General features: G+C 64.0%; 5 protein-coding genes. 3 read left to right on the top strand and 2 right to left on the bottom strand.

Translation table 11 applies throughout. The annotated features are described in order from the left end of the window. Together GSQ76_RS29825 and GSQ76_RS29820 are read left to right on the top strand one after the other, a co-directional pair. On the top strand, positions 1-695 hold a 695-nt coding region (locus tag GSQ76_RS29825; RefSeq protein ID WP_158747718.1), incomplete at its 5' end, for a class II aldolase/adducin family protein. 119 nt (positions 696-814) lie between these two features. Then, positions 815-1,984, top strand: coding sequence for a cobalamin-independent methionine synthase II family protein (locus GSQ76_RS29820; RefSeq protein ID WP_158747717.1), 1,170 nt, complete (start codon positions 815-817; stop codon positions 1,982-1,984). A gap of 42 nt (positions 1,985-2,026) precedes the next feature. On the opposite strand, the gene GSQ76_RS29815 is transcribed toward GSQ76_RS29820, so the two are convergent. Next, positions 2,027-3,889, bottom strand: coding sequence for a TRAP transporter large permease subunit (locus tag GSQ76_RS29815; RefSeq protein ID WP_254070713.1), 1,863 nt, complete (start codon positions 3,887-3,889; stop codon positions 2,027-2,029). Next, entirely contained in the window at positions 3,882-4,898 is a 1,017-nt protein-coding gene (locus GSQ76_RS29810; RefSeq protein ID WP_158747715.1) for a TRAP transporter substrate-binding protein, read from the bottom strand. Before GSQ76_RS29810 ends, GSQ76_RS29815 begins: the two co-directional genes overlap by 8 nt. Positions 4,899-5,195: 297 nt before the next feature. On the opposite strand from GSQ76_RS29810, the gene GSQ76_RS29805 reads away from it, so the two are divergent. Then, positions 5,196-5,523 (top strand): cupin domain-containing protein (locus GSQ76_RS29805; RefSeq protein WP_158747714.1); only part of this gene is annotated, 328 nt, incomplete at its 3' end.

Genomic DNA, 5,523 nt, shown 5'->3' with positions numbered 1-5,523 from the left:
GCTACCGGCTGATCGCGCATTATGGCTGGGACGACCTCACCGCCACCCATACCTCGATGGCAGTGCCAGACAGTGGCAACCAGCATTTCCTCATCAACCCGCATGGCATGCTGTTCTCGCAGGTGACGGCCTCGTCCCTTGTGAAGATCGATTGCGACGGGATCGCGGTCCTACCCTCGCCTTACAAGGTGAACCCGGCCGGCTTCGTCATCCATTCCGCCATTCACATGGCTCGGCCGGACGCTGTGTGCGTTATGCATACCCACACGGCGGCGGGGATGGCCGTCTCGATGCAGATTCAGGGGCTGATTTCGGCCAGCCAGCATGCCTGCTTCTTTCACAACAATCTCGGCTACCACTCTATCGAGCATATGGAGGCCGGGGTGGAGGGGCGGAACGCGCTGGCGAACGATCTGGGCAAACATTGGGCGTTGGTGATGCGCAACCACGGTCTGCTCACCTGCGGACGATCGATTGGCGAGACGTTCTGGCTGATGCACACGCTGGAGAAGGCTTGCGCCGCCCAAGTTGCCGCGCAGGCTTGTGGCACCCCGCTCCACCCGGTGTCGGAGCAGGCGTCGAGCTATTTTGGCACGCTGCTCACGGACAGCGAGTTCGCGCTGAAGCTTGGCGAGTCGGCTTGGCCGTCGCTGGTCCGGATGTTGGACGGGAAGGACGCGTCCTTCCGCGACTAGACGGTCAAACGGGTTCCTGAACTCCAGCTATTCGCCAAGGTCGGCAACGCACCGGGCCGCTGGCAAACAATTTGACAGATACGCCTGGCCGCCCGAACAAGGCGGCAGGAGAAAACGACATGTTGCACAGCCAAAACCGGATCCTGACGACCCATACCGGAAGCCTGCCGCGCCCGGCCGCGTTGACCGAACTGTATGTTCGCCGTGCCAAGGGCGAGCCAATCGACGCTGCTGCGATGGAAACCCTTGGCAAAGCCGCAACGCTGGACGTGGTGCAAAAGCAGATTGCCGCCGGCATCGATATTGGCAACAACGGCGAGCAGCAGCGCGAGGCGTTCTTCCTCTACGTCCGCCACCGCATGAGTGGCTTCGGCGGCGGCTGGTCGCGCCAGCCCTTCGGGGACGTCGCCCGCTACGCCGGGTTTCGGAGCTGGCTAGCGGCGCAGGACACCAGCAAATCGCTCAGCAACACGGCCGATGTTCCGCAGGCGATCGGCGAGGTGAATTACCTCGACACCGCCATGGTCGAGGCGGAATGCACCGATTTCCGGACCGCGATGGATGCGGCGGGCGGCGGCTTTACCGAACCGTTCATGACGGCGCCGTCCCCTGGCATCATCGCGTCGGCCATGCAGAATGCCTGGTATGATACGGAAGACGCCTATCTGGCCGCGCTCGGCAAGGCGCTGCAGGTCGAATACGAGACGATCGTGCGCCACGGCTACATCCTGCAGATCGATGCGCCTGATCTGGCGCTAGAGCGGCACATCACCTACCAGGACCGCCCCCTGGCGGAGTTCGTGGATTTCGCCGAGCGTGTCGTTGGCACGATCAACGATGCGCTGGTCAACATCCCGCGTAACCGCGTGCGGATGCATGTTTGCTGGGGCAATTACGAGGGCCCGCACGATTGCGACGTTGACCTGCACGACATTCTGCCGACCATTCAGAAGACCAAGGTCGGTGGCCTCGTGCTGCCCTTCGCCAACCCCCGCCATGCGCATGAGCACCGCTGCCTGGCGGACATGAAGCTGGCCGACGACCAGGTCATCATCGCCGGCGTTATCGACTCGCTGACCAATTTCGTCGAACACCCCGAAGTGGTGGCCGAACGGATCGAGCGTGTGGCCCAGTCGGTCGGCGACCCAAGCCGCGTGCTGGCGGGCACCGATTGCGGCTTCGACACCTCTGCCGGTCGTGGGCGAGTGGCGGACGACGTGGTGTGGGCCAAGCTGGCCGCCCTGTCCGAAGGCGCGCGCATTGCCTCGGTCCGGCTCGGCTTGAAATAAGGATACCCGGCGGGCCTCCACAACGAGGCCCGCCGGCAGACGCTACAGCAGCCCGATCGACAACCAGGGCACCGCTACGACGATGACCAGCCCGACCAGCAGCGCGCCGATATAGGGCCAGATCCGCAGCACGGCAGCGTCGGGTGACACTTTGCTGATGGCGCACGCGGCGTAGAACCCTACGCCGAACGGTGGTGCGAACAGTCCCGCACCCATCGCGAGAATGGCCACCATGGCATAATGCACTTCGTGGATGTGCAGCGCCCGGGCGGCGGGGAACAGCAGCGGGCCGAACAGCACGATCACCGGAATACCTTCCAGCACGCTGCCCAGCACGCCAAACAGCAGGATGGAGGCGACCCAGAATCCAAGCTGGCCGCCCGGCGCATTGACGGCCAGGTCCACCAGCTTTTGCGAAAAGCCCGACCGCGTGAGCGCCCAGGCCATGGACGTTGCTGCCCCAATGATCAGCAAAATGGCGCCGGACAGCGACGCCGTCTCCACCAGCATCGGGTACAGGCGCCGCAGGGGGAATTGGCGATACACCAGCAGGCTGATGGCGACGCAATAGATGATGCCGAAGGTGGAAACCTCGGTGGCGGTGGCGATACCGTCAACCACCGCGGCGCGGATCAGGAAGGGCAGCACCAGGGCGGGAATGGCGGCGATGAAGCCGCGCAGCACCACCCGTGCCGGCGCACGGCGCACCTGGCTGAGGTCCTCCGTTCGCGCCCGCCATCGGGCCAGCACCATCAGGCAAGCTGCCACGACCAGTGCCGGCAGCAGGCCCCCCGTGAACAGCGCAGAGATCGAGACCCCCGTCACGGAGCCGATCATGATCAGCACCAGGCTCGGTGGAATCGTCTCCGACATTGCGGCCGAGGTGGCGAGCAGCGCCACCAACTCCCCCTCATTGGCGCCGCGGCGGCGCATTTCCGGAAACAGCACCGGCGCCACGGCGGCCATGTCGGCGGCCTTGGCGCCGGAGATGCCGGACACTAGGAACATTGCCCCCAACAGCACGAAGGACAGGCCGCCGCGCACATGGCCGCACAAGGCCGCCAGGAAATCCACCAGCACCCGCGCCAGCCCGGTTGCTTCCATCAACAGGCCGAGGAAGACGAACATCGGCACCGACAGCAACACCAGGTTGCTCATGCCCTCATCCATGCGGCTGACCACGATCGTCAGCGGGATGCGGGTGGTCAGCGCCAGATAGGCGAAGCTGCCCGTGCCAAAGGCGAAGGCGATCGGCACCCCCGCCAGCACGCAACCCCCCACCAGCAGTACGAAGAAGATGATGAGGTTGAGGTTGCCGATATCGACCAACCAAGGCCGCAGCACGTAAAGCGCACCCGCCACGCAGGCGGCCACCGCCAGTGACCCGGCGACATCCCACAGCCGGCCGTTCCGCACCAGGCGACATACCGACATCGCCAGGATCAGCGCAGTCCCAACCGTCATCGCCGCCACGCGCCAGTCGTCGGGGATGCCCAATGCCGGGCTCTCGATTACCACCTGGTCGAGCTGGTGGCGCCAGGCGGGCACGATGATCTCGGCTGCGAACAACGCGACCATCACCGTTGCAAACCCGTCCAGGCGTTGCCGCCAGCGCGGCGACAATGTTTTGCGGCCGAGCACCAGGCGCATGTGCTCCCCCCGCGCAACGGCGACGGCGGCGCCAAGCATGACCAGCCACAGGAACAAGGTGCCGGCGAGTTCGTCCGACCAGACCAAGGGGTCGTTCAGCACGTAGCGATACACCACGCCGGTGAACAGGATCCCGATTTCCGCCAGCATCAAAATCGCCGCCGGGATCTCGGCAGCCAGCCGCAGCCCCGTCTCGATCGTCTGCAGCAGCCCGGTGCTGCGCGTGGGCGGCGCCAGCGTTTGCAGACTAGGCAAGCTTGCCAACGTATTTTTCGAGCAAATCCCAGCCCTGCGCACCAAATTGGCCCTGCCACGAAGCGTAGAACCCGGCATCGCGTAGTTTCTGCTTGAACGGCGCCGAATCCGGCGTGTTCACCGCCAGACCGCGTCCGGCCAGCGTGTCGCGCAACGAGGTGTTCAGCCGCAAGATATCTGCCCGCTGGTCCATTGCGGAGGCGTCGAAATTACGCTCGACGACGCCTTGCAGGTCTGCCGGAAGCGACGCCCAAGTGTCGCCATTGGCAAGTACCCAGTTGCCATCCCAGATGTGGTTCGTCATCGAGACGAATTTCTGCACCTCATAGAACTTCGTCGTATCCACCACGATCAGCGGGTTCTCCTGACCGTCACAAATATGGGTCTGCAGGGCAGAATAGACCTCGCCCAGATTGATGCTGGTCGGGGCCGAGCCCAACGCCTTGAACAGCGACGTATAGATGGTGCTAACGGGGACGCGGATCTTGAAGCCTTGCAGATCCTGCGGTGTGGCAATGGCGCGGTTGCTGGTGGTGATCTGACGGAAGCCGTTATCCCAGATACGGGTCATGGCATGCAGCTTCGACTTGGCGAATGCGTCGCGCACATAGGCGCCCAGTTCGCCGTCCATCGCCGGCCAAACCTTGTCGTAGTCCGAGAATGCGAAGCCCATGCCGCTAATCGCAGCCGGTTTGACGAGGGTGGACAGGATCAGCCCGCCGGTGCTGAAGAAATCGACCGCCCCGGAGCGCACCTGGTTCAGCAGGTCGCTGTCGCCACCGAGTTGGCTGTTCGGGTACATGTCGATGACGACGCGGCCCTTGCTCTCATCCTTGATGCGTGCGGCGGCTTCGCGAGCGCGCACGTTCAAGGGGTGGGTATCGGGGTAGCCATGGCCGAACCGCAGGTTGAACTCGGCGGCCCGGGCGCGGCGTGGGGACAAGTTGACGGCAGCGACGGCGGCCATGGCCGTCCCCTGCAGCATCAAATGCCGGCGTGTCGTGCTCATGGTCCGTGTTCCTCGTTTCTTATGGACGGGAGGCTCGATGGTATGGCCATTTCGGTCAAGCCGTTCGATGCGTTGCCAATTGGCTTGAGCCGCCCAAGGCTGTCAAGTCGCAGATAAGGATATCTTTATCTAGTTATGCCGGAGCGGCTCGCACGGCTGCAGCATCATCGGGGTTCACGACCGGGGCGGAATGCGACTATGGGATGAATTGCCGCTTTCGCGAGGCTCCGTTCACAGACTGGGCCAGGTCGCACTCGTTGACGATCCGAAACGGCACTGTTGAGGGAGGCTACATTAATGTCGACTGACTCTCGTACCGCCGCGGTTATCCGTCCCGCCGAGCAGCAAGTGGCCGATCGTGGTGGGGGCGCCCGCACCATCCCTCTGGTAACGCCTTCCACCGGCGCTCGCCAATTGATCAACGGGATCACCATGATCGCGCCTGGCGCTGCCATCCCGTTGCACTACCACGACTGCGAGGAGAGCGTGATCGTGCTGGACGGCCAGGCCGTCGCAGTGATCGATGGTGCGGAGCATTCCGTTGGCCCGGGCGACACGAGCTGGATACCGCCTGGGGTGCCGCATTTCTTTCGCAACCCATCGGATACAGTGCCGCTGCGGATCT

Origin of the sequence: Acidisphaera sp. L21 (genome assembly GCF_009765685.1) — a bacterium.
In the GTDB taxonomy this organism is placed as follows: domain Bacteria; phylum Pseudomonadota; class Alphaproteobacteria; order Acetobacterales; family Acetobacteraceae; genus LMUY01.
Note: the sequence above shows the minus strand (reverse complement) of the source record. Positions and strands in the feature narration are given on the sequence as shown.

Coding starts and splice junctions, on each gene's coding strand:
- GSQ76_RS29810 (WP_158747715.1), bottom strand. CDS start 4,898: ATGAGCACGACACGCCGGCATTTGATGCTGCAGGGGACGGCCATGGCC.
- GSQ76_RS29820 (WP_158747717.1), top strand. CDS start 815: ATGTTGCACAGCCAAAACCGGATCCTGACGACCCATACCGGAAGCCTG.